This is a genomic window from Candidatus Nitrosopumilus sp. bin_68KS (assembly GCF_054095825.1).
The window spans coordinates 29,092-55,138 of record NZ_JBSWSP010000001.1; the positions used below are offsets into that span (position 1 = coordinate 29,092).

Below are 26,047 nucleotides of genomic sequence, written 5' to 3' on the forward strand. Positions count from 1 at the left end.
AAGACTTAAGTTCAATTATTTCTCAAATTAGTTCATCCTTGACACAAGAAATGTCTGAAGATAGACTAGATACAATATTCAAACTTCAAAAAGGTCTATCTGAAATGATGAATTTGGATAGATATCCAAAAGATTCAGAAGGAAGAGTCTCTGCATTGTGCACTGCAATCATGCATGAAGCAGTTGAGCTGCAAAGAACTACAAATTGGAAATGGTGGAAAACACCAACTAAATTTAATGAAGCTGAAGCAAGAGAAGAATTAATAGATATTTGGCATTTTGTTGTTCAAGCATCACTTGAGCTTGATCTTACACCTGATGATATTGTAGACGAATACAAAAAGAAAAATGAAATCAATAGAGAAAGACAGCGAAATGGCTATTAGGAAAATTTGATTTCAGATAAAATTTTATCATAATCAGTTTCGTTAATCAAATTTACAAGATTCACATTATTTTGAAAATATTTTATCTTTAATTTAGATACTTTAAGATAAGGATCTGGACTGGATGAATTAATTATTCTATTATTTTTATCAATTCCATTTTTGTGTAATTCAAATAAAGAGTGACCAGCTTTATGTCCCCAAACTTCTTTTCCACAAACTACAATAGTCTTAATTTTTTGATAATTATTTACATATTCAACAATAGAATCTATCCCTTTATTTTCAGATAAGAGTCTGCCTACTATAGAAATATCTTTTAGAATCTCAGAACTGGAGAATTCTTTGAGTAAATTCATGCTTGAAAGAGTGCAAATTGCTATGGAAGAATTAGGATTTCCTTTGAAATACTCTTCTGGTATTGGTAAAACAACCTTACAGAGTTCTCCTATTGCCTCTGCTATTACATTCATAGTATTTCATGTAGTATTTTTGAAATAAATTCAATATTTGTTTTAGTTACACCTGGATGAATGGGTAATGAGATTACATTAGATGCTGCCCAATCAGTAATAGGAAGCTTTGTTTTTAATTTGTAAAATGGTGTTTTGTGAACTGGTATTGGATAGTATGATGCAGCACCAATTCCATTTTCATTAAGTTTTTTCAAAACTTTATCACGGTTTTGTGTTGCAATTGTATAAAGATACCAATTTACATTTTCATTCTTTCTCTGTTTTGGAAGTATAACATTAAGATCAGATATGAGTTTTGATAATAGTTGTGCATTTTTCTTTCTAGATTTTAAAAAGTTTGAAAGTTTTTTCATTTGAACAGTTGCAATTGCAGCATTGATTTCAGGTAATCGTAAGTTTAGACCAAAAATCTTAGTGTCATATCCATGAACCATTCCATGATTTCTAATCATCAATAATTTATCCCGTAATTTTTTATTGTTAGTTACAATAAAACCACCTTCACCAGCAGTCATTACTTTTGCAGGATACATGCTATAACAACCCATATCAAAGAAAGTTCCTGTGTGTTTACCTTTGTAAGTTGATCCTAGTGATTGTGCAGCATCTTCAATTATTGGAATATTATGTTTTTTTGAAATTTCAGAGAGTCTTTCTATATGTGCTACATTTCCATAAAGATGAACAGGGATAATGCCACGAGTTTTTTTATTAATCTTTTTTTCTAAATCATCCGGATCAATTGTATAATTTTCTTTTAGAATGTCAACAAATATTGGTTTGGCCCCAGTTGATACAACAGCATTTGCAGTTGCAACAAAAGTAAACGATGGAACTAAAATTTCATCTCCTTTTTTGATATCTAATGCATGTAGGGCAGCTTGCAGAGCAGCAGTACCAGAATTTACAGCAATAGCGTATTTAGATTTTACAAAAGATGCAGCAATCTTTTCAAAATCTTGAACATGTTTTCCCCCTTGACTAGCAGATGATGTTAAAGCACCATTTTTGAGAATATTTGTGACTGCAGAAATCTCTTCTTTACCTACAATTGGGATGTTAATTGCAATCTTCAACAGTATTGCTGTTTATAACTAGTCTATAAATCTCATCGATGAAACATGAATTTTTATATTTCAAAAATTGGCAAACGGCATTGTGAAACCACGTCATCTTGAAAAAACAGATTCAGGTTACAAAGTCTATCTGTATGTTTTCTATATTTGTGGAGCTATTATGTTATCAACTCTAGTATTTGGAATATATGTTACAATGATTGAATGGATTGAAAATGGAACATATGTGATGGGAGAAGCAATTCATAATACTACAATTCCATTCGAAAACTTTGCAAGAGTCTCTACATGGATATTTTTTTCTACAATAATTGGATGGTATAGTGTTTCAAGGATTGGTTGGAGAAGAACTGCAGGAAATAAAATAGTTGGAACAAAGATGGCATTACTTCAGTTAATGCTACTAGGATTTTCAATTATTACACTTTATGAAGTGATATACAATTTTACAGTATTAAATGCACAAATTACTGCGGGAGTTATAGATGGAATGGTCCCAGACATAGATAGATTATCAGTTGCATATCCAGATCCTGATAGACCATGGAATTTGGTTTTTGCAACTAAGGTATTTCTTGCAGCATTTATTATCAGTACTCATGCGTTTTATCTGAGCATAAAACCTCGAAAAAGTCTAGATGAATCAGGAATAAAATAGATAGTTTAAGATTATTTTACATAAAAACTATTTCTAGTATGAACGAGTATTTTCAGTATGGGGTTATTTGGTTCTAGTAGTAATGAATTAAAATGTAAAAAATGTGGAACTGTTCTTTCTGATTCTGATAGATTAAAGAAACATCAAGAAAAAGCACACAATAAGAAAAAAGACAAGTGTAGAGCATGTGGAACTGAATTTGATACTCAAGATGAATTGAGAAAACACAAAAAGAATTGCAAGTAAGATTTAGAAAATTATTCTGATAAACCAGATTCATATTTTGCAGGTTTTTTGAGTGCTTTTTCAATTGCATCCAAGTTAGCAATTTGATTTTTAGAATTCATCGATAGGGTTTTTATCATTTCTGAACCTAATTGTACTGATTGTTCAGGTAATGTATCTAGAAATTTTACAAGTGCTTTTTTGTAATTTTCAATTAAATTTAATCCATCTTCAAGAGTCATACAAGAAACAAAGATATCCCATATTCAAAGTTTCTAGATTTTTTAAATAACTTTATACGTTTAGATCATAAAACTTGATTTGATTTGGATATTACAGAAAAAGTAGATCTGATTGAAAGACCGCCAACTGAAGAAATTGTCACTCATGATGAGTTAATCGAATTATTCAAATCAAATTCATCACCTAAACATTACATTGGTCTTGAAATTTCTGGATTTTTACATCTTGGAAGTTTAATCAGTACAGGTTTCAAAATAAATGATTTTGTAAAAGCTGGAGTAAACTGCACAATATTTCTTGCAGATTGGCACACGCTGATTAATGACAAGCTTGGGGGAGATTGGGAAACAATATCAAAAGTCTCAAAATATTATCAAGATGCATTCAAGTTAGTTTGTCCTGATGCACAGATTATCTTAGGATCAAAATTGTATGAAGAAAAAGCTGAATATTGGTCTGAACTTGTAAAATTTACAAAACATATGTCAATTGCAAGAACTATGAGAACTCTTACAATAATGGGACGCTCTGAAGATGATAAAAAAATAGACCTTGCTAAATTACTCTATCCTGCAATGCAAGCAGTTGACATTCACTCATTAGATGTTGATATTGCACATGCTGGAATGGATCAGAGAAAAATCCACATGTTAGTTAGAGAGATTTTTCCCAAAATGAAATGGAAGGTTCCTGTTGCAGTACATCACAAATTGTTACTTGGACTTTCAAAACCTGCAGATACTAGTGATTCCCAAATATTAGGTAAAATGAGTAAATCTGATCCAAACTCGGGTGTTTTTATTCATAATACAGATGATGAAATAAAGAAAAAAATTAGTAAAGCATGGTGTGAGGAAGCAAATATTCAAAATAATCCAGTGTTAGAAATTGCAAGAACTATAATCTTTCATGATTTTGACGAGATAAAAGTTGAAAGGCCTGAGAAATTTGGTGGAAATGTATCATATTTTGAATATGAGCAACTTGAAGCAGATTTTGCTCAAAAGAAACTACACCCAGGAGATTTGAAACAAACTGTTGGAAATTATTTGGTAAAAGTAATTTCTCCAATCAGAGAAAAGCTAAATCTAAGTGAAGAAGTTAATGATGCAATAAAGAAAAGCTATTAGACTTTAAGATCGGGATTAGTTTGTTCTTCTAAATTATATTTTGATTTGTATCCTCTTGGATTAATCATCAAATCTCTGTAAGTGTATGTTGATGAATTACCAATAATTACAGTACTGATCATTCCTAATTTGTCAGAATGGTTTGGTAGATTTTCCAAATCAGTCATTACAATAGTTTCAGATTCTCTAAATGCTCCTTTAATTATTGCTACAGGAGTTGTAGGTTTTCTATGTTTTAGAAGAACTTTTCTTGTATCTTGTAATTGATGAATTCTTTTCTTACTTGCAGGATTGTAAATGACAATTACAAAATCACCTTGAGCTGCAGCTTCAACTCTTTTTTCAATAATTTCCCATGGAACTAACAAATCACTCATACTGACTACTGCAAAATCAGTCATGAGTGGTGAGCCAATAATTGAAGCGCATGAGTTCAGTGCAGATACACCGGGTACAATCTCTACTTGTAGACCTTCTTTAGGATCCCAATTGGACTCTGCTAGAGTTTCGTAAATTAATCCAGCCATTCCATAAATTCCAGGATCTCCACTTGATACAAGTGAAACAATTTTTCCAGACTTTGCAAGATCAATGCATTGATGAGCTCTTTCGACTTCTTGTGTCATTGCATAACGATACACTGTTTTACCTTCAATTAGATCCTGAACTAAATTTACATATGTTTCATAGCCAACAATAGTATCACTTTCTTCAATTACTTCTTTGGCTCGAAATGTCATATGATCATGATGTCCGGGACCAACACCAACAATGTAGAGTTTACCAGTCAATTTAGAATAATTTTTCTGCCAAGTAATTTATCCGTTTAGTGAATTATGTTATTGAAACGGATCTATGAATGGGCAATTTACTATATGATCACTGTTTAGTGGTCTGGCAATACTAACTGAAAGTAAGCCATCAGCACGAAATGAATCAATATCTGACTTTGTCTCCAAAATTTTTGCCTGTTCTGAATTATTCCATTCGACTAGATAAATTCGCCACATTGGACTATAATTTTCATCATCAAGCGCTGCACCTGCAATTCCTGGTTGGAATCCTAATGGACCAGATCCTTTAATTCCATTTTTAAATTGAAAAAGATCTACTGCCCCAGAATGTGCAATTAGATTTGCAGAACTTGGAGATGATACAACACCCATTGTCTCTGCAGGTCCTAATGGAGTAGCATCAGTTACAATATAGTAAATTGTTCTTCCATCAGGTCCCCAACCTCTATGAGCAACAAAAGTTACAGTCAATTCTTCTTCATTAATTTCTATTATTTGTCCTCCTCCATATTGCATATCATCAATAATGTCTTTGTCAGAACGTATCTTCATCTGTCCATCAGGCCAAGTAATTTGAGGGGAATTTAGTACAATTCCTGTTTCATTAAACTCTATTCTACCTTTTCCTTGAGCATCAATAATGTCTGAAGCAGATTCAAATACTATTTCTTTTTGACCTTTTTTCCATGTAACTTCAATTACAGAATTTAATGCACTGTAATCAGATTCCTGTGAAGGCGTACTAGAAAAAACTTCGTCTTGGAATCCATAGATTCCATCACCCTTTACGCCATTTTTAAAAATGAATATTTTTTGTAGTGTATCTTTTGGAACATTTGCTATTACGGGAGCTACTTCCACATTCCATGATTGTTTATCAGATATTTTTTTTGCATATTCTTTATCACTGCCATCTGTAATGATGTACAAAACTTGATTTCCGTTGTAGATTCCTTTATGCATTGGAATAGTTGCAGGTACATTAGTTCTTGATAGTAGTGATGATGGTTCTTCTTTTTCTAATTCAATTTTTTGCATTATCACTTCGGTAGGTTGTCCTCTTATCCAGCCATCAACACTTACTGTTGAAGTAAATTCTTTTGAATTTAGAGAATGTAATGCTAGTGCAGCCCCTGTAAACTCAAAAGATCCGGATTTTTCCTGCAAATCAATTAGAGATAATCCATAAACTGTTTTTCCATCAACACTCCAAGTTGGTTGCCCCTTTGAATCTCGAGAATTAATTTCATGTAAAACAACTATCTGAACAGGTGAACTTGAGGTAAATGTCATTGAACCATCATACAAGGTTCCCTCATTTGGCGAAAGAATCAATGCTAATTGATGATTTTCATGTCCTTGTCCAGGATCTTGGGATGATGTTATAGTTTGAGTGAAATGGATTTTTTTTCTTGAACCTGCATCTGCAAACTGATCTGACATTGAAGAGAGTGAAATGAGACCAATTGTAAAAAATCCAATTAATAAAACAGCAATTAGTTTTTTCAATAAATCTGATTTGGTTTATGCCCTTAAATGATTTTGTCTTAATTGATTTTATCTAGTTCAAATGCGTCATGCAATGCTCGTACTGCTGCATTTGTATCAGAATTTTTAACAACAAATGCAAGATTTAGTTCAGATGAACCTTGAGTTATCATAGATACATTGATTTTATTATTCTCAATTGCTCCAAATACTCTTGATGCTACTCCAACTGTTCCTCTCATTCCAGAACCAATTAATGCGATGATGGCTACATTAGTAGTAATTTCCAATTTTTTGATAATTTTTCCTAATAATTCCATCTCTAGTGCACTTACTGCTTTATCAAGATCAGTATTTTTTACCACAATTGTAATACTTGATTCTGATGGATTTTGAGAGATCATCATTACATTAATGCCAGATTTTGCCAGTGTTTCAAATATTTTTGCTGCAGTTCCGGGAGTTCCAACCATACTGCCACCTCGAATATCAATTAATCCATTATTTTGAACATTGCTTACACACTTGACAGTATTTTTTACAGAAGCTGATGGAGATACAGTTACCAACGTTCCTTCATTTTTGACATTAAAGGAATTTCTAATCTTCATTGGAATTTTCTTTGATAGTAATGGCTCAAAGGTTCTTGGATGAATTTGCTTTGCGCCAAACATAGCCATCTCAACTGCTTCAATGTATGAAACTTCTTTGAGTAATTTTGCATTCTTTACAATTTTTGGATCTGCAGTCATTAATCCATCAACATCACTCATCAACCAAATTTCATCTGCCTTGATACAAGATCCAATAGTTGTTGCAGAATAATCTGAACCACCTCTACCAAATGTAGTTACATGTCCATGTTGATCCGCACCTGCAAATCCTCCTACTACAGGAACAGTCTTCTTTGAGAACAAATCATCTACAGTCTTTGATACTCTAAGTCTAGTAGTATCCATTAATGGTTTTGATTCACCAAAATTAGAATCAGTAATTATTCCAACTTCTTTTCCAGTAAGAGGAATTGCTTTTTGTCCTGAATCATTTATTGCTGCTGAGATTAATTTTATAGATAATCTTTCACCAAATGAAATTAGATAATCCATTGATCTGGATGTAACCTCACCAAGTAATACCATTCCATCAATTAAAGCAAGTAGTTCTGAAAAATCTTCGTCTAGTTTTCTTAACAATTTTTTTTGTAAATCAGATTTTTTGATTGATTGTTTTGCTAATTGTTTATGTCGATTTGTAATCTTTGATGCAAGTTGTTCAGCTTTTGATTTATTTTCTTTTTTGATTGATTCTGATATCTCTATTAGATCATCAGTTGTTCCACTTGTTGCAGAACAAACAACTACAATTTGATGCTTCTTTGATAATGCGTTAATCTGTTTAGCTATTGATTGGATATCTTTGGAAGCAGAAATTGATGTTCCACCATATTTTATTACGAGTCTCAATTCAAAGTACCTGAATTAGTTAATCTTTAAATGCTTTAACTTTCCACGCGTGGAGCCAGATAGAAGTGAATTCTACCAATATTTGCAACTTTAAATTCAATTCTAAGAGGTTTTGCGCTTGAAAACTCACATGTGATAAAGCCTGCAGTAGTACCTACTGCCTTTACTACAGGATTTAGATATTCAAGGCTGTAAGTTCCAACACTGTCTTCTTTTGAAGAGATTTCTTCAATCTCTTCATCTTCTTTATCCAAATCAATTACTACCTCTCCAGAATCACCTTTGCCTGAAAAGTCACCTTTAGAATCAGATGTATGGATTGTTAGATAATCAGACACTACTTGCACATCGCCGAGAATTTTATCAAACTTTGAGGAAGATAAGACAATTTTAGAATCATATGGGATTTTTGGTAACGGGGTATCTGTTGCAGAACTTTCAATTAAACGCATTTTGTATTTTTTATTTTTTCCAACAGTAACTAACAGCATATTTTGTTCAGAGATGCTAATCTCTATGCTATCTTTTTTGTCTGCTCTTTTGATAAGTTTTGAAAACTCATCAATCCTAACTCCAAATTTAATATCGCTATCACATTCATATTTTTCAAATGCAGAATTTGGCCAGGATATATCAATTAAAGCAACATGTGATGGATCCATTCCTCTAAAGGTAATTCCTTCAGCTGTTGCAACAAAAGTAGCTTCTTCAACAAGTGTGGATATTGCAGATATGATTGCCTTTAGATCATCAGAACCACTTGTTTTTGCTCCAAAAGTCAAATCAATTTTCTTGACTTAAAGTTCCAGTTAAACGTTATGTGTAATCTCGCCAGGTGTACTTACATTTCTGACAACGATAAAATCTGGTTGTAGGTTCGTCTGCACTTCTAGTTTGAAACATCCACCAAACTGCTTCATCATGACCGCATTTTTCACAATCTAATTTGATAGTTGGATGAGTATCTTCTCCTTCATCTCCTTCAAAAGCTAATAGTGAAAAATCTTCTTTCTCTTCCTCAACAACTTTTTTTGTCTCTTTTGCTTTTTGTCCTTCTACATAACCACATTTTGAGCATTCAAGACCAGAAGTACCCTTCTTTAATTTGACCTCACATTTGGGGCAAAATTTCAATCTAATTTACCTTAATTTTAGAATTAAACAGTTGTTTGAACTCTTCTGCCATTTTTATTGCGGAATCTGTTGCTTTTTTAATTTCTCCCAGAGGTTTTGTACTGGAGTTTATTCTCATCCAGCATTCATTGGTAAGGGGATGTTTTACTATAACTCCTGCAAAATCAATATTTGATCCTTTTAGGAGTTCATGTTGAATAATATATAAAATTCCTATATCAGTTTCAGTGATAGAAAGGCTGATTTCTTTTGGTTCAGAACTGATCACTTGTGCGTTCATGTATTCAGAAAAAGCACTTATTGCGGATATAAATCATTATGAGCGGTAGGAATGGCAGAAAGCAAGATTTCAGATATAAAACTAGTAAATTCCAAAGATGAGTACTCATCTGATGAAAATGTAGAGATTAATGTCCAATTTTCAGTTGAGGGAGACCTCAGAAATGCGTTTAATGAAGCAAATTGGACAAAGGCCTACAATAACAATGATGTTTCATTCAAAATGAAATATGGTATCAAATTGACATCAGGTGGATTCAGAAAGAAGGAATTGGGCAGAACCATTGATACCTATAGAAAGGCATCAATCTTTTGGACTAGAAATCCAAAACTAGTCAATCCAATGAAAGATAGAAGGATTTGGGTTCAGGTAGCCAAAAATTTTGAGCCATTTATCAGACTAACTGAAGAAGAAGTAAGACAGGAGCTTTTTGATTTTGATGAGAAATTTGTATTCAAAGCTTCAGATTTAGGAAAAGGCAAACACAAGATTAGTGCCGAGACATTTGCATCCTGGCAAAAACATGACTATACTGAAACTGGTAGTATCAAGAATAATTCTAGTGAAATTGAAATTACAATCAATTAGGGATATAAGGAACTTTTTGAGAGAATCAATATGGCAAAATACGATGGTCTGCTAGGACAACCAATCCTTGAAGTTGAAGAACCTGATAAAGAAGAAGGAATTACCTTTATCTTTAAAGATAACAGGTTTTTGTTCATCAAAGCAGTTGATGGAAAGATTGAGACTGTATCAATCCCAGAATAGGTGACATGAATGGAAAAATTTGATGCAATCAAAATGTTAGAACTTGTAAAAGTTGAAGATCCTGATTCAGACGGAGGATTAACTATGATTTTCCAAGAAAATAAAACTTTGAAAATTAAAGTTGTAGATGGAAAATTAGTTTCTGAATTTGTTTAAAACTAATTTCTCACATGTTTTTCATAAAAACCAATAGCTAATTCTTGTACTTCAGATTGAATAGAGCCAGGTCTTTCATCTCGAATTTTCTTAATTGCATCTTTTGCTGTATATTTTTTATATTTTACAAAATAACATGCAAGGATTGTTCCTGCTCTTCCCATTCCAGCCGCACAATGAACCATTACAGATTGATTGTTGTTAATTTGCTCATGGATAAAATCCACTGCAGAATCAATTTTATCCATATCAGGAGCAGTTAGATCAGGTGTTGGAACATGAAGGTAACCAATTTTTTCAATCCAATTATCTGGTAATGCATTCTCAGTCATTGTAACAATTGATTTTACGCCTTGATCTAATAGCCAATTAAATTCATCAAAAGTTGTTGGAATTCCAGAACCAGCTAATTGATCTTCGATTAACCATGAAAAGTTTGTTGGTTTTTTTGTAATTTTCCCATGAACTTTTCTCCACAAATTCCCAGGTTTACTCATATGAATAATAGGAATGTGCTGTATTTTTAGCATTGCGAAATAATGAATAAGATTATGATGCTATTGCTCTTACAGGTGAGCCTGTTGCATCTTTGAGTTTTAATGGTAGAATTGTAAAATTAAATTCCTTAGTAGGGATTTTATTCAAATTTGTTAGATTTTCTACAATCAAAATATTGCTTTTTGAGAAAATATGATGAACAGTAAATGATTCATCCACTCCCAGATCAATACTCGGGGAATCTATTCCAACAAGATTGATATTTTTTGATACAAGATAGTTTGCAGCTGATTTGTCCAGTCCTGGATTTTCTGTAAAGTAATTATCTTTTTTTAGATTTTTTTGCCATCCAGTAAAAAAGAATACTGATGATTCATTGGGAATTATTCCAGTCTTTTTTTCAAATAAAATAATATCTTTCTTTGTTATAGGAGAGTTTCTAGTTTTTTTGAGTTTTACTAGAATGGCTTTACCAATTAGTCTATCAAGAGGAATTTGGTGAATCTTGATGCCATTTTTAACAAAATGATATGGTGAATCAATATGAGTTCCAGTATGAGAACTTAGGAATAATAATTCAAGATTATATCCGTCATCTTTGATATCAGACCATAAAATGAATTGAGGTTTTGGGGAACCTGGAAAACTTGGAATAGATTTTGAAATTGTAAGTGTAAGATCTATTGGTTTCATATCTATAGAATCTATTGATAATTCATCAATTTATGAACTATGAAAAGTTAAATACTGTTTGATGAAAATCAAACCTGTGCCTACTGCATATGTTCTATTAAATTCTGATTTAGGATCAGATGAATCAATAATTGCTGAAGTAAAGCAGATTCTAGCTGATGGAGAAATCAAATATGAGGTTCAAGGAGTCTATGGAGTATATGATATTGTATTAAAATTGACATCTGATGATGCAGAAAAACTACGTGGGATTATCACCAATAAAGTTAGAAAAATCAGTAAAGTTCAATCAACATTGACCATGATGGTCATAGAAGAACAAGAAAATCTATAGTTTCTTTATTTCCTCAATTACCTGCAGCATTTCCGATTCAGTGTTAAAAAAGTGAGGCGATGCTCGGATAATTTTTTGCTCCATTATTTCCCTTACTGCTAAAATGATATTTTGTTTTTCAAGCCTATCTACTATTTGTTGGGAATCATGTCCTTTCAAATTAAATGATACAATACTTGTTCTTTGATTTGGATCATCAGGTCCATACAAAATAATATTAGGAATTTTTGATAATTCTTCTCTGAATAAATTTGACAGGCGAAGATTTTTTTGGCGAATATTATTCAAACCAAAATTCATCAAATACCTTGCAGATGATTCCAACCCTACTATTCCAACATAATTTCTAAAACCAGTTTGAAATTTGTCCGGAAGTTCTTTGAAAGCAAGATTAGTTTCATCATAAATTATTGCAGATTCACCTCCGATAGTCATAGGTTTTAGTAATTCGCTTGATTTTCTATTGCAATAAAATAATCCAGTACCCATTGGTCCGCAAAGCCATTTTGAGCCATTAAATGACATAAAATTACATTTAATTTTAGATATATCCATTTCACCTATACATCCTACAGTTTGGGCACCATCGATAAAGAATGGAATTTTGTCATCAAGAATTTTTGCAATTTCTTCTACAGGTAATATAGAACCTGTATTGTATAATGCATGACTCAAAGCAACTAGTTTTGTGTTTTGATCAACTAGAGATTTTAAATCATCTAATTTGAAAAGACCATTTTTATCAATGGCGAGATTTTTTACTAAAATTTTGTCTTTGAGTTGAATCCAAGGATAATAGTTAGCATGATGTTCATGTCCCATTCCACGAATAATGATATTTGATTTATCATCAAAAGAAATACCATTTGCTACAAAATTTATTCCATCTGTTGTGCTTTGAGTAAGAACTACCTCATCAGGCTGGCATGATATGATTTTTGAAATTATTTTTCTAACATTTTGTAGTTTTTCAGTTACAAATGGTTCTGAATCTTTTGAATCTGGACCAATTGAATTGTATGAAATTAGAAATTCTTTCATATCCTCTATGCTTTGAGTGGGCATCAAAGATACTGATGCATTATTTAGATAGATTTTATTTGAATCTGGAAAATCATCAGAAATGTCTTTTGAAGTTAAATTCATTATTATATCTGTAAAATGCTAAAGTGGTGTTGGATAAAAGTCCTGAGTTAATTTTAGATAATGATTTAGCACATATTAAAAATGAGTTTGAGCAAAATATTCCAAGTTTAGTTTTGTGTTCTGAACCTTTTCACAAAGCTGAATTTCTTTATAGATTAATCAATTCTATGGAAAACCAGATAATCTTTGTAGATTTGGATTTACTTTATACTGGATATGTTGAATCTGGTATGATTCCAAAAAATAAGAATGTAATAATTTTTCATCCTGAAAAAGAAAACTGGGAAAAAAAACTAACTGAAATTATCTCCAAAGTTTCAAAGGAGAAATTTTTAGTTGTAATTGATTCGTTTAATGGAGTTTACAACATGTTTGATGATTTAGAATCTGCAAGATTTGTTAATTCATGTATAATGTTACTATCATCTCTGGCTAATCAGACAAGTTCATCAGTTGTTGTCACTGGAATGGCAAGAAAGAAGGAAAATGTTGGATGGATAATATCACCAGGAGGAAAACAGATTATAAAATCTGAAAAAACAGGTGTTTATTTTATTAAAAAAAATCAAAACAATCTAATTTTTACTAGTTTAGAAGAAAATGATCGCAAATCATTCAAAATAGAACATCAGAATTTATGACATAATTGCGATCATGTTTTAAACGCCGTTATAAAATTTGAAACGCCGTTATAAGATGAAATTCTTAGGCAAGTTATATTAAGAAGAAATCAGGATTTAATTTTGTTATGCCAGTAGGAATTATTCCAGACATCAGCGAACAAATGTGTATCGGATGTGCACTATGTGTAGAAATCTGTACAACATTAGGTCCAGATGTCCTTAGAGTAAAACCAGTTGAAGGCTGGAAGAGAGGTAAAGCATTTGTTTTCTATCCAGAAAGATGTATTTCTGATGGTGCATGCATCGGTGTATGCCCAACAAAAGCAATCTTTTGGATGAGACCAATGGACTTTACTGTTGGACAACCAGTTCCACTCTACAAGAACTCAGTCTTCGTCAAAGGTTGGACTGAATTAATCGATTAGATTAATTCATCAATTTTTAATTTCTTTTTATTATTTTAGACTTTAACAGCACCAGATTTTTCATGTGAAATATGTGGTTTTTTCTTTAACCAAATCATTGCTCCAATAAATAAAATTCCAGGAATTAGAATGATGAACAACATTAATTCGTAATAAGTGGTGAGTCTTTGAGCAGGTTTAATGTGATAGGTTTCATGAGATGTTCGTTCTGGATTATCATAAACTGCAGTAGTAAAATCAACGGATCTTTGTTCTTTACTTTCTACATTTCCAAATACAGTTACACTTTCTTCTGCAAATATTGATGGGGTATGAATTCCTTCTATCCTAATTATGATTGAACCAGAATCGCTAAAGACAAAATTTCTATAATCACCTCCAATCTGACTTAGTCCTTCATCTCGGAAAATCTCTTTTCCATTTTGAAATATTACAAAATTATATTTCATTTCTGCAAGATTTGAATTTGTTTGAGGATCATAGAATTGATATACGAATTGTATTTTTTCATGAGTTTTAATCACAGGTGGATCCCATGACAAATTTACTTCCAAGTCTAAATCTGGTGTATATTGCAATAATGGAAATTCTATTTTGGTACCAGTTGCATCATGTGGGTAATCTGGAATTGCTTTTTCAATAATTAATACACCTTCCATCCAAGGATGAATAGTGCAATAATAGGAAAAAGTTCCTGATTCTTCAAATTTGTAAGACCATGATTCTCCTGGCATAAATCTACCACTATCAAAAATTCCATTCGGAATTCCAAAATTATCACTCATCCATCCAAATCTTCCAGATCCCTCTCCACTTGTTACTGTGTGACCTTCTTTGTCATCATTATACCAAGTAATTGTATCACCTACTGTAGCATATAGCTGTGGTGGATCATACCACACTTCAGCAGGAGTATTTAATTCTGGATTATATGCACCTAGTGGGATATCAATGATATATTCATCTGCATAAACAAGAGGAATTGAGGCTAAAATAGTAAAAATTATTGAAAAAATTAGAAATTTCACATTTTAAAATTATTAGTTCATTAATTAAATACTTGATGTAATTTTCATCAGTGAGAAGTAATTATCAAATGAAAGAATTAATCCCAAATATATTAACGCAAGATTGTAGAAGGTTTCATATTAACATAAAATGAACATAGAGTAAAAATGACAATTACAATCAATCTTGGTAAAAAACTAATTTTTTTAGTAATGATCGTCTCAGTAGTAGCTCTTTCAATTACGGGATTTCTTAGTTTCAATTATGCAGATCAAATTCTAAAACAAAGAGCAGGTGATCAATTATTAGGAGAATCAACTGTACGTGGAGATTCACTTAGGCTTCTTTTTGAATCAAGAGTAGAACAGAATAAAATTCTTGCAAGTGATCCTATGATTCAACTTTTAGTTTCACAAATGAATCAATCATCTGAAGATAAATTTCAAGAATTAAAAGAAGGAAATCGTAGAGATTTTTTAATCCAAATTCAAGCTTTCCAAAAACTTATTGGATTTTCCATTGGGTTTGAAGATGTAAAAATTATTGGTACTAATGGAAAAGTATTCTTTTCACTTGGGGCAAATACTGATAAAGATTTTACTGATGATCCTCTTTTTCAAAGAGGTCAAAAAGAATCATTTATACAATTTGAACCTGCCGAATCTGGGAAAAAAATGATTGTTATTTCACCAATTTTTGCAAGCGATAGTAAAAAAGGAGATGATCCAATTGGCGTAATCATTTCAAGAATGAGAACTACATCAATAGATAATATTTTGATTAGTAAAAGCGGATTAGGGGAAACAGGGGAAGTTTACATTGTAAATGATAAGTTTTTGATGTTATCTGAATCTAGATTTTTTGAAAATGCTGTATTTGAACAAAAAGTGAATACTTTGCCAGTTCAAAAATGCTTCAATGAAGGGATAGATCACATAGGATTTTACAAAGATTATAGGGAAATTCCAATATTTGGATCATCATATTGTGCAGATGATTTGGGAATTATTTTGATTGTAGAAATTGATGAATCAGAAGTTGAAAAGCCAATAATGATACTACAAGAGAGAATACTTGAAACAGGAATTGTAATTACTTTAGCAATGGGAATTGTAGCTTTTGGTATTTCTAAATCACTATCAAGGCCACTAATGAAATTAAAAAATGCTGCAAATAAAATTTCAAGTGGAGACTTTGATGTAAGAACTGAAATTAATACAAGTGATGAAATTGGAGAGTTATCACATGCATTTGATTCAATGGCAGAAAAGCTTCAAGAATCATTAATTGAAATTAAACGCAAAGAAAAGGTAATCAAGCAACTTGAAGGAGATATGTTGTTAAAATTTTCTCAGCATGAACAAAATGATTGTGTTGGGGTAATTGATATGTCAGACTCTACAAGAATTTCTTCTAAATTATCTGATGAAGATGTTACAAAGTTATATGAAATTTTTCTGAACTTTATGGCAAAAATTATTCGAGAATATAATGGTCAAGTAGTAAAAAATATTGGTGATGCTCTAATGTTTAGATTTGCAAATGTTGATATTAAAGATCAAAAAGTTTTGAAAAATATTTTAGAGTGTTCTTTATCAATGATTGAATCTCATGGAAAATTACAAGAAAAACTCAAAGATGAAAATATGCCTCAAATAGATTATAAAATAAGTTTGACATACGGATCAGTGAAAGTTGCTGAGAGTACAACTTCGAATATTAGTGATATTTTTGGTCCAACAGTAAATCGATGTTTTAAGATCAATTCACTTTGTCCAAGAAATAGCATAGTAATTGGGGAGAATATGAATAATATTTCAAAGAATTTCTCAGAATACAGTTTTAATGAATTAGTTGTAGATGAATTGAAACAGAAATACGACTATACGGTATACGAAATAAGAAGGAAATTGGATGAGAAAGGAACAAAATAGCTTTATGCTAAATTGTGCAATTAATTAGAATTAAAATGATCAATTTTTTGATAATCCAAATTTAGATTTCCAACTGCTTTGTTGTTTTTTAGATGGTTTCTTTGAAAGATTGTTTAGCATATCATAAGTAATTGTAAATCCGTGTCCAACCATTGTGTTATCTTTACCATAATTTTCTATATTGGGAACAAATTCATCGGATAAATCTTTGATTTTTTTAGTTTTTACATCAAACAAACGAATTTTTTTCCCATTCTCAAGTTTGATAATTGCATCACCACTTAATCCTTGAATTGAAAAATTTTCAAAAAATCTAATTGAGCCACCTTGTTTTAATTCAATAGTTGAATCATAAGTAAACTTACTACCATAAAATAAAATTTCACGTGCAGTTATTGTTACATCATCTTCTACATTTAAAACAATAACAGTATCAGCTTCTATTGATACTGTATTTACAAGATTTTCAGCTATAATTTTTCCATTTGGTGCAGATACATGTGTTCTATGTTCTATAATTTGAAAAATACCAACTCTACCTTGTGGATCTTCAACTTTAAATTTTCTTCCAAAAATATTTCCAACTACAATGTTTCCATTATCTGCAATAATTGTAGCACCATTCTCAACTCTGTATTTATTTTCAATAGGATCAATGAATTTAAAATCTCCTGTAGTTAGATGAATTTTAGTTTTAAATTCCTTAGTCCATGAAGGACTTGAAATACTTCCTTGCATGATTATTGGACCATCATAAGTTAGATTTCCGGCCATAAAATTTCCTTTAATTGATAGAGCACCATTTGCTTTCCTTTCTAGTTCAATTTCTCCAAGAGTTTTAGAACCAAATAATCTTGTTCCGGTGGTATCTGATCTATTCAAAGCTGCTGCCCATTCTTCGGCAGTTTTCATTTCTTTTGATAATTCTTGACCTAGGATCTGATTTTTTCGTCTAATATCATCTTCTGAATCACTAGAATATACTTTTGAATTTTTAAGTTTTTCAATATCAGTATCAGGATATTTTTTACCAATTTTTAGATCTTCATATGCTTGTTTAATTTTGATAAATTGTTCATTTTCTCCACCACGATCTGAATGAAACTGAAGTGCTAATCGTCTAAATGCATCTCTAATTTCCTTCTCTGTTGAACCTTCTACAATTGCTAAAATATCATAATTGCTTTCCACCATTTTTTACACCATCAAAATTAAATTTTCATATTCCTTATACTTGTAGGTTATTACTAACAGAATATCAAGTATATGAAAAAATGGAAAAATTAGATATGAATTATTTTACTACTAATACAGGAATCTTTGTTTTGTGCATTACATAATTTGATGTACTTCCAAGGAATGTCTCCTTAGCTCCACCTACACCTCTTGCTCCAATAACTATCATGTCAAATTTTCCTTTTTGTGCAGCTTTGACAATTTCAGATCCAGTATGACCGCCACCTGTTTTGTATTTGAATGTGGCACCAGCCTTTTGAGTTTTATTCATTGCAGGACCAATTGCTTTAACAGCTTTTTTCTGTGCTTCATCTTTCATTTTCGCAGTATACTTTATTCCTGCAGCTATTGGTAAATGAAATACATAAAATCCAGTTATTTCAGCATTTCCACCTTTTGCAATTTCAATTGCTCTATCTAATCCCCTCATAGAATTTGCAGAACCATCTAGAGGTACTAGAATTTTATTGAATTTAGCCATAAAAAATAATTCTTTTGATTCAATATAAGAAACAATGATGATTTTCAAGTTTGAAATTGTTGGTTGAGTTTATTCAAATATTCTTTATTATATTAATTGAAAAATGAAAAATTATTTTGATGATTTTATTTATGGTTCAATTGATGGTGCAGTTACAACTTTTGCTATAGTAGCTGGAGTAGTTGGAGCATCATTATCTCCAAGCATCATTTTGATTTTAGGATTTGCAAATTTATTTGCAGATGGATTTTCAATGGCAGCTGCTAATTATCAAGCATCAAAGGCACGAAATGAATTCATTCAAATGAAGAGAAGACAAGAAGAATGGGAGATTGATAATTTAGAAGAACAGGAAATTGATGAGATCAGAGAAATTTACAGAGAGAAAGGATTCAAAGATGAATTATTAGAAGATGTTGTAAGAATTATCACGTCTAGGAAAAAAGTTTGGATAGATACAATGATGAAAGAAGAATTAGGTTTAATTGAAGACGAAAAGAATCCGCTAGATAGCTCTATTAGCACTTTTATTGGTTTTAATTTGATTGGAGTAATTCCTTTAATTCCATTCATGTTTTTCATGATGATTGGAATTGAATCAAATTCAAATGCATTTATCTATTCTACAATTTCTGTTCTTGCAGCATTTTTTCTGGTAGGAATGATAAAAGGAAAAATTGTTAAAGGTTCTATGATTCGTGCTGGAATAATTACATTAATCATTGGAGGTATTGCAGCAATGGTTGCTTACATTGTAGGATACGGATTAAATTTTCTGGTGTCTTAGGATAAATGATAAATGTCTGAATTAAAACGCCACATGGGACTTTTTCATCTTACCATGTATGGTGTAGGTTTGATTTTAGGTGCTGGAATCTATGTGCTTATTGGCGAAGCTGTTGGTATTGCAGGAGATGCAGTATGGATTGCATTTGCTTTAGGATCTATTGTCGCGTTATTTGCAGGATTTAGTTATGCTGAATTGTCATCAATATTTCCTAAAGCTGCTGCAGAATACGTTTTCATTAAAAATGCTTTTAAAAATAATTTTTTTGCATTTATCATAGGGTGGTTAACTGCTATCACATCAATCATTACTGCTGCAACAGTCTCATTAGGATTTGGTGGGTATTTTGCTGAATTTGTAGACATTCCAATAATTATTTCTGCCATGGGTTTGCTAGTTATTCTATCAATTGTAAATTTTGTAGGAATTAAACAGTCATCATGGACTAATACTGTTTTTACGATAATTGAAGCTGCAGGACTAATACTGATAATTATTATTGGTTTTACATTTAGTAGCCCAGAACCAGTAAATTATCTTGAAAGTCCATCGGGATTTACAGGGATTGCTATTGCATTTGTTTTGATATTTTTTGCATTTATTGGATTTGAAGATATGGCAAACATTGCAGAAGAAGTAAGAAAACCTAAAAAAACAATTCCAAGAGCAATAATTTTATCAGTTTTCATCTCTGGGATAATCTACATTTTAGTTTCTCTAGCTGTTGTACGAGTTGTAAATTGGGAAGAACTTGCTACTTCTGCTGCTCCAATAGCATTAGTAGCTGAAAGAGGATTAGGCACACAAGCTCATATCTTACTTTCATCAATTGCTCTTTTTGCTATTACAAACACTGTTTTGATTACACTTGTTGCAGGTTCTAGAATGTTTTATGGAATGGCAAGAGAAAAAGTATTTCCTTCCATATTAGGAAAAATTCATTTTAAAACAAAAACTCCTTGGATAGCTGTCATAGTAATTTTGATAATTTCAATGATTTTTACTTTAGTTGGAGATATTGTAATTGTTGCAAACATTACAGTTTTTGCAATTGTGATAACTTTTGCTGCCATAAATTTAGCTGTTATTGTATTACGCTATACAGAACCTGATATAGAACGAAAATTTAAAGTTCCAATTAATGTTGGAAAATTTCCAATTCTTCCATTATTTGGATTAGCAATTTCGATTTACATGGGATTTCAATTTGAAATTGAAGTTGTGGTTGTAGGTTTAGGAATTATTGGAATTGGTGCAGTTTTCTACAAAATTTCTAAAAATTTAACTCCTAAATCGAATGGTATATCTCAAATTTGATTTTTAAAAATTAGTTTTAATAATTTAGATTTAACTAAATTATTAATGGTTCTAGAATTTGATGCAATTCCCACATTGATTGGTATTTTGGTTTTAGTAATTCCTTCAATGCTATTAGGTAGAATTTGTAAACATTTTGGAGTTTCTGAAATAATTGGTTTTGTAATTGGTGGAATAATCTTAAGTCCATTTGCATTTGGGGGATGGATAGAATTCTTCGATAGACCAATTATAGAAATTAATGAATTAATCTTATCATTTTGGCAAATTGCTGGAATTATAATTCTGTTTTCAGCTGGTCTTCATTTCCCTTTTGCTAGTTTGAAGAATGCAGGGATTAAAGCTATGATTGTTGGTGTTGCAGGAGTATTAGTCCCACTAGTACTTGGATATGGAATTTCTATTTTACTTGGAATCGAGTGGATGGCTGCACTCATTATTGCTGCAACTCTAAGTGCAACAAGCATTGCAGCAGCTGTAACAATTCTAGACGAATTAGGTAAAGAGAAAACACAAGAAGGGAATATTTTAGTTAATGCGGCAGTTCTTGATGATGTATTAGGATTAGCAATTTTATCATCAATCATTTCAATTGTTATTGGAAATGCATTGCCATCTTTGGAATTGGTATTATTTGAGATCTCAGAATCATTAATTTTATGGATTGTACTTTTATTAGGTTCTGTATTTTTGCTTCCCAAGATAGTTCATTTTGTTGCAACTATGAGACCAACTTCCCTTGAGTCAAGAGGTACAAAGCAAGCAACTGCACTGGGTTCAGCCTTTGGTATCGCAGCCATTGCTGCAAGTATTGGACTTAATCCTATAGTAGGTGCATTTGCAGCAGGAATGGGACTAGCAGGATCAAAGTTAGCAAGGCAAGTAAAAGAATTTGTCGGGGAATTACAAATAATTTTCGCGCCATTTTTCTTTGCAGTAATAGGTGCACAGATTGATATTACAAATATTCTAAGTGTGGATCTAGTTTTATTTTTGTTAATTTTGGTAATTGCGATTCTTGGGAAAATTTTGGGTGCAGGTATTCCAGCTATTTTACTACTCAAAGACAAGCACAAAGGCTTACGAATAGGATATGGAATGGTTGTAAGAGGAGAGATTGCATTTATCACTGCAGGGTTGGGATTAGCTTATGGAATTATTTCAGAAAATATTTTCTCTACATTAATTTTTGTTATATTAGGAACTATTATTCTTGGACCTATATTGTTAAAACATTCATTTAAAAATTAAGATAAAATTTCAAATTCTACTTAGTTCTTTTTAGATTTTACAAGTGCAGTTATTGCAATCCCAATGCCAACCATACCAATTCCAATGCCAAGATAACCTAATCCCATTTGTTGGTTAGATTCTTCAAGAGAATTAACTGATTGTTTCAAATCATGTATGTCTTCAATTAATGCCGTATGCCCATCAATAATTTGAGTCAATGTAAGATCAGATGGTTCAGGAAATTCAATGTATGCACGCTCTTCGACTTTTGGTGGATGCATGGATAAACTAATTGGAGTATCTTCGATTGTTCCCAAAATATTTGCTTGGTAAAATCCAGAAATGGTTGGATTGATAAATGCATAATATTTTCCTGAAATATTATGATCAGGAGATAAAGGAAGCGTTATACTTTCGTCTTTGTAAATTAATTTTATTTTAACTGTTTTTTTTAATCCTGTAATTCCATTTTTGAAAATTTGATCTTCTAGTTCTAATCCAGGCTCAAGTGGACTAACAAAGAATTCAATTGCATTAGTTTCACCAGAAACAACTGGTTCATTCATCCAGCCTATTTCCACTCTATATTCTCCAACAGAATCAACTGTATGTCCATATGCAATTCCTGCTAAACCTGAAATGAATAGCAAAAATAAAAACAAGAGTTTTGTTTTCAATACTAAAAAAACTTTAATTGATTTTAAAAACCTTTGACTAATTTTCACAAATAATTTTAGGATTCAGGATAGTCATCAAGAGGGTTTGATTTTTTGAAATTTTTCATCTCATCATCAAAAAAGAATTTCTCAGTTAATGCAGGCTTCAAATCATCTAGCCAAATTGCATTTTCATCGTATTTTGCAAAAAATGGAACTTGAACCCAGTTAGGATTTCTACCTTGTAAGAATCGTAAAACAATAACTTTTTGATCATGTAGATCTGCTGTACCAATTACATGTACTTTTCCTGGAGTCGCAGACATACTTGGTCCACGAACAGTCCTTGCCAATCCACTAACTGATGAATATGCTTTTTTGAAAATTTCATATGCTTTTACTAAAGGAATACCAAAGTAATGTTGTGCACCAGTATCTCTTACAACAAACATGTAATATGGAATACATCCTAATTGGACCTGTTTGGTCCACATTTTGGCCCACATCTCAGCATCATCATTTATGTGTGCTAAAAGTGGAGATTGTGTTCTAATAACTGCACCAGTAGAGCTAATTTCTTTAATTGCATTTTTTACAGCATCAGTTTTTAATTCATTTAAGTGATTAAAGTGACCCATAATTGCTAGATGTATACCACTATCAACAATTTTTCTAAATACATCTAACATTTCTTGAGAATCAGAATCAGTCAAAAATTTGTATGGCCAATATGATAAGGCTTTTGTTCCAATTCTAATTGTTTTAAGATTAGGAAGATTTGCATCAAGCAAAGAATCAACATATTTTGAGAAAATTTTTGCTTTCATAATCATTGGATCTCCACCAGTAAATAACACATCACTGATCTCTGGATGCTCTCTAACATATTGTACTAGCTGTTGTCCTTCTTGCATTGCAAACTTCATTTCATCCATTCCTACAAATTGTGGCCATCTAAAACAAAAGCTACAATATGCATGACATGTTTGACTTTGACTTGGGAAAAAAAGACAGGTTTCTTTGTATTTATGTTGCATTCCATATAATTTTGTTCCATCTTTTAATGTTGGAACATTTAATTCCATTTGTCCTGCAGGATGTGGATTTAGTTGTAAACGAATTTCATTGGCAATGGCTGTAATTTCTTTTTTATCTGAATTATTCTTTAATGCAGTAGCCATTTTTTCATAATGTTCAGGTTTTAGCATTCCTTTTTGAGGAAAAGTTAGTACATACATAGGATCATTTGGAATATTATTCCAATCAATTAATTGTTCAACAACATAGTTATTTGCTTTAAATGGCAATACATTTCCAACAACCTCCATTTCAAATTGAATGTCTTCACCAAGTTTCTGAATTTGTGGAAGAGTCCGAAAATTTGACAAGGTGTAGGATTTTAGTGATGGTGAAGAATCCCAAACCGTCTCCTGATAGGTCATTTTGTTATTAGTGCAAATACCATTGTTAAAGGTTACACGTTTTTTATGCCTAAAAATTTTAAATTTATAATACTTGTATTAAAAATTCTAACAAGAATGGGGTTAGGTTAACCTATGTATGATAGAAAAAAGGAGAAAAATAGATATCTAAATGGCTGAAGAAATAATCGAAGCTGTATCAGGTCAAGTAGACCAGTTTCAAAGCATATCTCAGCTTCTAGCCTCATCTGAATCTCTTCAGGTAGCGTTTATTGTATTAATTATTGGAATTGTTGGAATTTCCTTAGTCTATAGATTATTTTCAAAAAAAGTTTCATCTCAAAAAATTTCTTATGTTAGACCACATCTTTCAAGATTTGTAAGAGTTGGTGTTTTACCATTTTTTGCCATTATTTTAATTACAAGTATGAATGCATACATTCAATCTTTTGACTTGTTTGATGACAAGATATTTTTAGATTCGAACGAAAATTTTAATTCGGTAGAAAATGCTGATAATCTGTCAGCTGCAAATAAATTTGCTAAAATTTTAAACACGATTAACATTCTAGTAATTGGATATTCAATTGCGCATTTGATTCCAATAATTATTTCTAAGCGAGAAAAATCCTATTTGGAAAAGGAAGATTTTGAAGCTTGGAAAGATATGAGAGGGTTTCTAGATGACAAAGAGGATTTATTTCATAAATGCTACAAATGGGTTCCTCCTAAGAACACACCAGAAGATATATCTGAAGAAGATTTTGTACAAAATCTTAAAACAAATGAAGGAAGAAAATTCTTAGAGGAATTTAGAACAACAAAAGGATTACCAATTGGTAGTTATGAGCAATTAGTAAAAAATCCATTTGAAGTTTGGAAAAAATCAGAGAGAGAAAAATATCTTAATTATTATGAAAAATGTGTAAGTGGCGATAATCAATCAGGGAAAAAACTTAGACCGGGTCAAGAAGATGAAGAGATCTATCCTATTGATACATGGAGGGAAGAAAAAAGATTAGAATCATATGAGCCAATAGTTGCTGGCGGTAGACCTCCAGGTTATGCAACACGAAAAAGAAAAAATCTTCCAAAATCCATTAGTCAAATTTTACCTTTGGGAATTTTTGTTGCAGTAATTGTAGGAGTGATAAATTGGTGGGGCGTAGATCTATTTGTTTTAGCTACTGCAACTGGTGGTTTAGCTATAGGAGTGGGTTTAGCATTACAAGAAACTATGCAAAATTATTTTGCATATATTTTGATTAGAAAAGAAAAAATATTTGCTGAAGGAGAACGTGTGAAATTGGATACTGGGTATAACGGATATGTACATAAAATTACGCCTAGAGTTACCTATATCAGAGATGCATTAAATGAATCATTTGCTGTAATTCCAACAAGACAATTAGTTAATGCTCAAATTATAAATTTCTCAAAAGAAATCAAAATGGTTCCAGCAATTGTGGATGTGGGTGTTTCATATCTTAATGATCCCAAACAAGTTGCTGCTATCCTAGTTAAAGTTGGAAAAAGAGTGATGAAAGAATCAGTTGACAATAAAGGAAGACATCTTGTAACTCAACTCAGATGTCCATTCTTGGAAGAAAACAAACCAAGTTGTGGTTGTGACAAAGATATTCATGTAGATATTAATCAACCAGTAGTGAGATTTAACAAATTCAATGATTCCTCACTAGATTTTACAATGTGGCTTTATGTTAGAGATTATGGTTCACAATTCAAAGCTAAAACTGAAATGAGGATGATTATGTATGAGGAATTTAAAAAATACGATATTAGAATCCCATGGCCCATTAGAACTGTGTATCAAGGAGATGAAAAACGTGAACAAGAAGAAATTGGGAAATTTGATACTCAAAGAAATGAGGTAATGGATGAATTTGGAATAGGGGATATTGGTCGTGGTAGTGGAGAGGATTGATCTTCTCAAAACTTAAGAATCCCATCAAAT

The 26,047-nt window shown here is 31.5% G+C and carries 32 protein-coding genes; 15 read left to right on the forward strand and 17 right to left on the reverse strand.

Going from position 1 to position 26,047, the window contains the following annotated elements; genetic code table 11:
* Positions 1 to 50 precede the first annotated feature (50 nt).
* On the forward strand, positions 51 to 386 hold the full coding sequence (locus ACW9W3_RS00195; protein WP_457764159.1) for a dUTPase: 336 nt from the start codon (positions 51 to 53) through the stop codon (positions 384 to 386).
* On the opposite strand, the gene ACW9W3_RS00200 is transcribed toward ACW9W3_RS00195, so the two are convergent.
* Together ACW9W3_RS00200 and ACW9W3_RS00205 are read right to left on the reverse strand one after the other, a co-directional pair.
* Positions 383 to 859, reverse strand: coding sequence for a tetrahydromethanopterin S-methyltransferase subunit A (locus ACW9W3_RS00200; RefSeq protein ID WP_457764160.1), 477 nt, complete (start codon positions 857 to 859; stop codon positions 383 to 385). The genes ACW9W3_RS00195 and ACW9W3_RS00200 overlap by 4 nt on opposite strands.
* Positions 856 to 1,938, reverse strand: coding sequence for a DegT/DnrJ/EryC1/StrS family aminotransferase (locus ACW9W3_RS00205; RefSeq protein ID WP_457764161.1), 1,083 nt, complete (start codon positions 1,936 to 1,938; stop codon positions 856 to 858). The genes ACW9W3_RS00200 and ACW9W3_RS00205 overlap by 4 nt, the downstream gene beginning before the upstream one ends.
* 82 nt (positions 1,939 to 2,020) lie before the next feature.
* On the opposite strand from ACW9W3_RS00205, the gene ACW9W3_RS00210 reads away from it, so the two are divergent.
* Complete coding sequence (locus tag ACW9W3_RS00210) at positions 2,021 to 2,596, forward strand: hypothetical protein (RefSeq protein WP_457764210.1); 576 nt, start codon at positions 2,021 to 2,023, stop codon at positions 2,594 to 2,596.
* 57 nt (positions 2,597 to 2,653) lie between these two features.
* The gene (locus ACW9W3_RS00215) at positions 2,654 to 2,842 is read left to right on the forward strand and encodes a C2H2-type zinc finger protein (protein ID WP_457764162.1); all 189 of its coding nucleotides are present in this window, start codon (positions 2,654 to 2,656) and stop codon (positions 2,840 to 2,842) included.
* Between the two features lie 11 nt (positions 2,843 to 2,853).
* Here the strand turns inward: ACW9W3_RS00215 and ACW9W3_RS00220 are convergent, their stop codons facing one another.
* Entirely contained in the window at positions 2,854 to 3,063 is a 210-nt protein-coding gene (locus ACW9W3_RS00220; protein ID WP_457764163.1) for a hypothetical protein, read from the reverse strand.
* An 84-nt stretch (positions 3,064 to 3,147) separates the two neighbouring features.
* Here ACW9W3_RS00220 and ACW9W3_RS00225 point away from each other — a divergent pair, with 84 nt between their 5' ends.
* Complete coding sequence (locus ACW9W3_RS00225; RefSeq protein WP_457764164.1) at positions 3,148 to 4,194, forward strand: tyrosine--tRNA ligase; 1,047 nt, start codon at positions 3,148 to 3,150, stop codon at positions 4,192 to 4,194.
* Here ACW9W3_RS00225 and cobJ read toward each other — a convergent pair.
* The 6 genes from cobJ to ACW9W3_RS00255 are packed head-to-tail and all read right to left on the reverse strand — an operon-like array spanning position 4,191 to position 9,353.
* On the reverse strand, positions 4,191 to 4,985 hold the full coding sequence (gene cobJ / locus ACW9W3_RS00230; protein WP_457764165.1) for a precorrin-3B C(17)-methyltransferase: 795 nt from the start codon (positions 4,983 to 4,985) through the stop codon (positions 4,191 to 4,193). The two genes, ACW9W3_RS00225 and cobJ, sit on opposite strands and share 4 nt — an antisense overlap.
* Before the next feature lie 48 nt (positions 4,986 to 5,033).
* The gene (locus tag ACW9W3_RS00235; protein ID WP_457764166.1) at positions 5,034 to 6,497 is read right to left on the reverse strand and encodes a DUF7482 domain-containing protein; all 1,464 of its coding nucleotides are present in this window, start codon (positions 6,495 to 6,497) and stop codon (positions 5,034 to 5,036) included.
* Between the two features lie 38 nt (positions 6,498 to 6,535).
* Entirely contained in the window at positions 6,536 to 7,939 is a 1,404-nt protein-coding gene (locus ACW9W3_RS00240) for an aspartate kinase (RefSeq protein WP_457764167.1), read from the reverse strand.
* A gap of 35 nt (positions 7,940 to 7,974) precedes the next feature.
* The gene (pcn, locus tag ACW9W3_RS00245; RefSeq protein ID WP_048114622.1) at positions 7,975 to 8,721 is read right to left on the reverse strand and encodes a proliferating cell nuclear antigen (pcna); all 747 of its coding nucleotides are present in this window, start codon (positions 8,719 to 8,721) and stop codon (positions 7,975 to 7,977) included.
* A 34-nt stretch (positions 8,722 to 8,755) separates the two neighbouring features.
* A complete protein-coding gene (locus ACW9W3_RS00250) occupies positions 8,756 to 9,073 on the reverse strand; it encodes a transcription factor S (protein ID WP_457764168.1) in 318 nt (105 codons plus the stop codon).
* Between the two features lies 1 nt (position 9,074).
* Positions 9,075 to 9,353 (reverse strand): RpoL/Rpb11 RNA polymerase subunit family protein, encoded by a 279-nt coding sequence (locus tag ACW9W3_RS00255; protein WP_048114616.1) that lies wholly within the window; start codon positions 9,351 to 9,353, stop codon positions 9,075 to 9,077.
* A gap of 51 nt (positions 9,354 to 9,404) precedes the next feature.
* Here ACW9W3_RS00255 and ACW9W3_RS00260 point away from each other — a divergent pair, with 51 nt between their 5' ends.
* The 3 genes from ACW9W3_RS00260 to ACW9W3_RS00270 are packed head-to-tail and all read left to right on the forward strand — an operon-like array spanning position 9,405 to position 10,280.
* Positions 9,405 to 9,941, forward strand: a complete 537-nt coding sequence (locus tag ACW9W3_RS00260; protein ID WP_457764169.1) for a hypothetical protein — start codon at positions 9,405 to 9,407, stop codon at positions 9,939 to 9,941.
* Positions 9,942 to 9,971: 30 nt separating this feature from the next.
* Entirely contained in the window at positions 9,972 to 10,124 is a 153-nt protein-coding gene (locus ACW9W3_RS00265) for a hypothetical protein (protein WP_457764170.1), read from the forward strand.
* A gap of 9 nt (positions 10,125 to 10,133) precedes the next feature.
* Positions 10,134 to 10,280: a hypothetical protein gene (locus tag ACW9W3_RS00270; RefSeq protein ID WP_182127932.1), complete on the forward strand. Its 147-nt coding sequence runs from the start codon at positions 10,134 to 10,136 to the stop codon at positions 10,278 to 10,280.
* 2 nt (positions 10,281 to 10,282) lie between these two features.
* On the opposite strand, the gene ACW9W3_RS00275 is transcribed toward ACW9W3_RS00270, so the two are convergent.
* Positions 10,283 to 10,777, reverse strand: a complete 495-nt coding sequence (locus tag ACW9W3_RS00275; RefSeq protein WP_457764171.1) for a dual specificity protein phosphatase 23 — start codon at positions 10,775 to 10,777, stop codon at positions 10,283 to 10,285.
* Positions 10,778 to 10,829: 52 nt separating this feature from the next.
* The gene (locus ACW9W3_RS00280) at positions 10,830 to 11,471 is read right to left on the reverse strand and encodes a cyclase family protein (protein WP_457764172.1); all 642 of its coding nucleotides are present in this window, start codon (positions 11,469 to 11,471) and stop codon (positions 10,830 to 10,832) included.
* Between the two features lie 76 nt (positions 11,472 to 11,547).
* On the opposite strand from ACW9W3_RS00280, the gene ACW9W3_RS00285 reads away from it, so the two are divergent.
* Positions 11,548 to 11,805, forward strand: coding sequence for an Lrp/AsnC ligand binding domain-containing protein (locus ACW9W3_RS00285; protein ID WP_457764173.1), 258 nt, complete (start codon positions 11,548 to 11,550; stop codon positions 11,803 to 11,805).
* On the opposite strand, the gene ACW9W3_RS00290 is transcribed toward ACW9W3_RS00285, so the two are convergent.
* Positions 11,800 to 12,951, reverse strand: a complete 1,152-nt coding sequence (locus tag ACW9W3_RS00290; protein ID WP_457764174.1) for an aminotransferase class V-fold PLP-dependent enzyme — start codon at positions 12,949 to 12,951, stop codon at positions 11,800 to 11,802. The genes ACW9W3_RS00285 and ACW9W3_RS00290 overlap by 6 nt on opposite strands.
* A 26-nt stretch (positions 12,952 to 12,977) precedes the next feature.
* Between ACW9W3_RS00290 and ACW9W3_RS00295 the strand changes: the two genes are divergently transcribed.
* On the forward strand, positions 12,978 to 13,592 hold the full coding sequence (locus ACW9W3_RS00295) for a hypothetical protein (protein WP_457764211.1): 615 nt from the start codon (positions 12,978 to 12,980) through the stop codon (positions 13,590 to 13,592).
* A gap of 107 nt (positions 13,593 to 13,699) precedes the next feature.
* Positions 13,700 to 13,999: an ATP-binding protein gene (locus ACW9W3_RS00300; protein ID WP_007402606.1), complete on the forward strand. Its 300-nt coding sequence runs from the start codon at positions 13,700 to 13,702 to the stop codon at positions 13,997 to 13,999.
* Between the two features lie 35 nt (positions 14,000 to 14,034).
* Here the strand turns inward: ACW9W3_RS00300 and ACW9W3_RS00305 are convergent, their stop codons facing one another.
* On the reverse strand, positions 14,035 to 15,027 hold the full coding sequence (locus tag ACW9W3_RS00305; protein ID WP_457764175.1) for a cupredoxin domain-containing protein: 993 nt from the start codon (positions 15,025 to 15,027) through the stop codon (positions 14,035 to 14,037).
* A gap of 147 nt (positions 15,028 to 15,174) precedes the next feature.
* On the opposite strand from ACW9W3_RS00305, the gene ACW9W3_RS00310 reads away from it, so the two are divergent.
* Positions 15,175 to 16,941, forward strand: a complete 1,767-nt coding sequence (locus ACW9W3_RS00310) for a HAMP domain-containing protein (RefSeq protein WP_457764176.1) — start codon at positions 15,175 to 15,177, stop codon at positions 16,939 to 16,941.
* 39 nt (positions 16,942 to 16,980) lie between these two features.
* Here ACW9W3_RS00310 and ACW9W3_RS00315 read toward each other — a convergent pair whose 3' ends face one another.
* A complete protein-coding gene (locus tag ACW9W3_RS00315; protein WP_457764177.1) occupies positions 16,981 to 18,135 on the reverse strand; it encodes a DnaJ domain-containing protein in 1,155 nt (384 codons plus the stop codon).
* 100 nt (positions 18,136 to 18,235) lie between these two features.
* The gene (locus ACW9W3_RS00320) at positions 18,236 to 18,658 is read right to left on the reverse strand and encodes a universal stress protein (RefSeq protein WP_457764178.1); all 423 of its coding nucleotides are present in this window, start codon (positions 18,656 to 18,658) and stop codon (positions 18,236 to 18,238) included.
* Positions 18,659 to 18,761: 103 nt separating this feature from the next.
* On the opposite strand from ACW9W3_RS00320, the gene ACW9W3_RS00325 reads away from it, so the two are divergent.
* From ACW9W3_RS00325 to ACW9W3_RS00335, 3 genes are read left to right on the forward strand one after another with little or no spacing between them, the layout of a single operon-like run.
* The gene (locus ACW9W3_RS00325) at positions 18,762 to 19,445 is read left to right on the forward strand and encodes a VIT1/CCC1 transporter family protein (RefSeq protein WP_457764179.1); all 684 of its coding nucleotides are present in this window, start codon (positions 18,762 to 18,764) and stop codon (positions 19,443 to 19,445) included.
* Between the two features lie 12 nt (positions 19,446 to 19,457).
* Entirely contained in the window at positions 19,458 to 20,762 is a 1,305-nt protein-coding gene (locus ACW9W3_RS00330) for an APC family permease (protein WP_457764180.1), read from the forward strand.
* 45 nt (positions 20,763 to 20,807) lie between these two features.
* On the forward strand, positions 20,808 to 22,013 hold the full coding sequence (locus ACW9W3_RS00335; RefSeq protein WP_457764181.1) for a cation:proton antiporter: 1,206 nt from the start codon (positions 20,808 to 20,810) through the stop codon (positions 22,011 to 22,013).
* 20 nt (positions 22,014 to 22,033) lie between these two features.
* Here ACW9W3_RS00335 and ACW9W3_RS00340 read toward each other — a convergent pair whose 3' ends face one another.
* Both ACW9W3_RS00340 and ACW9W3_RS00345 read right to left on the reverse strand, forming a co-directional pair.
* Positions 22,034 to 22,672 carry a hypothetical protein gene (locus tag ACW9W3_RS00340; protein WP_457764182.1) on the reverse strand — a complete coding sequence of 213 codons (639 nt, stop codon included), beginning with the start codon at positions 22,670 to 22,672 and terminating at the stop codon, positions 22,034 to 22,036.
* 56 nt (positions 22,673 to 22,728) lie between these two features.
* On the reverse strand, positions 22,729 to 24,093 hold the full coding sequence (locus ACW9W3_RS00345) for a KamA family radical SAM protein (protein WP_457764183.1): 1,365 nt from the start codon (positions 24,091 to 24,093) through the stop codon (positions 22,729 to 22,731).
* 151 nt (positions 24,094 to 24,244) lie between these two features.
* Between ACW9W3_RS00345 and ACW9W3_RS00350 the strand changes: the two genes are divergently transcribed.
* The gene (locus ACW9W3_RS00350; protein ID WP_457764184.1) at positions 24,245 to 26,017 is read left to right on the forward strand and encodes a mechanosensitive ion channel family protein; all 1,773 of its coding nucleotides are present in this window, start codon (positions 24,245 to 24,247) and stop codon (positions 26,015 to 26,017) included.
* The last annotated feature ends 30 nt before the right edge of the window (positions 26,018 to 26,047 follow it).